General features: G+C 45.1%; 3 protein-coding genes. All 3 read left to right on the plus strand.

The window, feature by feature from the left end; translation table 11 throughout:
• Window positions 1-427 precede the first annotated feature (427 nt).
• Entirely contained in the window at window positions 428-844 is a 417-nt protein-coding gene (gene rpsL / locus WEIDD23_RS08290; protein WP_003608097.1) for a 30S ribosomal protein S12, read from the plus strand.
• 19 nt (window positions 845-863) lie between these two features.
• Window positions 864-1,334 carry a 30S ribosomal protein S7 gene (rpsG, locus tag WEIDD23_RS08295; protein WP_003608096.1) on the plus strand — a complete coding sequence of 157 codons (471 nt, stop codon included), beginning with the start codon at window positions 864-866 and terminating at the stop codon, window positions 1,332-1,334.
• 118 nt (window positions 1,335-1,452) lie between these two features.
• The coding region (locus tag WEIDD23_RS08300) for a GTP-binding protein (protein ID WP_156469611.1) at window positions 1,453-1,983 on the plus strand (531 nt) is incomplete at its 3' end.

A 1,983-nucleotide genomic window follows, 5' to 3' on the forward strand; every position in this document is an offset into this window, starting at 1 on the left:
GCAATGAAAGTTGGACAGGCTAACCAGCGCGAATCAATTAATTTCATTTGCCAATCTTGTTTTGCTAAGATGAAAAGTGGCATAATAATGAAGACTTCTAAATAGTGCATAACGTCATCCTTTGTCTGTTTGCTGATTAAAGACGTGATATGGCGCAGTTTTTCCAAAAAAGACACGCCCGGAATTGTTTGCAAAATGAATGCCTATATAAAGGCATTTTTAAACGACTAAAAGGGTTGCAACATTTAGTAAGCAGTGTTATATTATTATTTGTGCTTTTAGTGAGCAGGGTGTTTGCGGTGACGCGACGTGCTGAACTCGTGAACGAAAAGTACCATTCAGCTACGTTTTTAGACTTGTTATTAAATGACACGCCTGGAAATGTGGACTACACATTATATAGAAAATTGAAAGGGGACTCTTAGACATGCCTACTATTAACCAATTGGTTCGTAAGCCTCGTAAGTCAAAGAGCACGAAGTCAAAGTCACCAGCTTTGAACTTCGGTTACAACTCACAATCAAAGAAGACGACTAATGTTTCTTCACCACAAAAGCGCGGTGTTGCAACTCGTGTCGGAACGATGACTCCTAAGAAGCCTAACTCAGCTTTGCGTAAGTACGCCCGTGTGCGTCTTTCAAACTTGATCGAAGTTACGGCATACATCCCAGGAATCGGCCACAACTTGCAAGAACACTCTGTTGTTTTGATCCGTGGTGGACGTGTTAAGGACTTGCCTGGAGTTCGTTACCACATCATCCGTGGTGCTTTGGATACTGCCGGTGTTGACGGTCGTATGCAATCACGTTCAAAGTACGGCGCAAAGCGTCCTAAGAAGAAGTAATTAAGGGAGGACATATAAAATGCCACGTAAGGGTTACACTAAGCAGGCTGAAGTTCTGCCTGATCCAATTTACAACTCAAAGCTTGTTTCACGTTTGATCAACCGCTTGATGCTTGATGGTAAGCGTGGAACTGCTTCAACTATCTTGTACGAAGCATTCGATCGTATCAAGGAAGCTACTGGTCAAGAGCCATTGGCTGTGTTCGAAGAAGCTTTGAACAACATCATGCCTGTATTGGAAGTTAAGGCTCGCCGTATCGGTGGTTCTAACTACCAAGTTCCTGTCGAAGTTCGTCCAGAACGTCGTGTAACGTTGGGATTGCGCTGGTTGGTGCAATACTCACGCGCTCGCGGTGAGCACACGATGGATGAGCGTTTGGCTAAGGAAATCATGGATGCTGCCAACAACACTGGTGCATCTGTTAAGAAGCGTGAAGACACGCACAAGATGGCTGAAGCCAACCGTGCCTTCGCACACTACCGTTGGTAATAACCAATTGATGGCTACAGTCGATATGACAGTAGCCATTTTTGTATAACTTACGGTATAATAGAACCAACGCAACTAACATGTGTTGGATGTAATAGAATTTCAAGGAGAAATACTCATGGCTAACAAGCGTGAATACCCATTGCTACGTACTCGTAACATTGGTATCATGGCGCACATCGACGCCGGTAAGACGACGACGACTGAGCGTATTTTGTACTACACTGGTAAGATCCACAAGATTGGTGAGACTCACGACGGAGCTTCACAAATGGACTTCATGGATCAAGAAAAGGAACGTGGAATCACGATCCAATCTGCTGCCACGACTGCCGTTTGGCGTGGATTCCACGACCAATACGACAAGGAACCATACCGTGTTAACATCATCGACACGCCAGGACACGTGGACTTCACTATCGAAGTTGAGCGTTCATTGCGTGTTCTTGACGGTGCGGTTGCCGTTCTTGACGGTGCTGCCGGTGTTGAGCCACAAACTGAAACAGTTTGGCGTCAAGCTGAGACGTACGAAGTACCTCGTATCGTCTTCGTTAACAAGATGGACAAGATGGGTGCTGACTTCCAAATGTCAGTTGACTCATTGAAGTCACGTTTGGACGCTAACGCAAAGGCTGTTCAATGGCCAATC

This window comes from Weissella sp. DD23 (genome assembly GCF_001579105.1).
Taxonomy (GTDB): Bacteria; Bacillota; Bacilli; order Lactobacillales; family Lactobacillaceae; genus Weissella; species Weissella cibaria.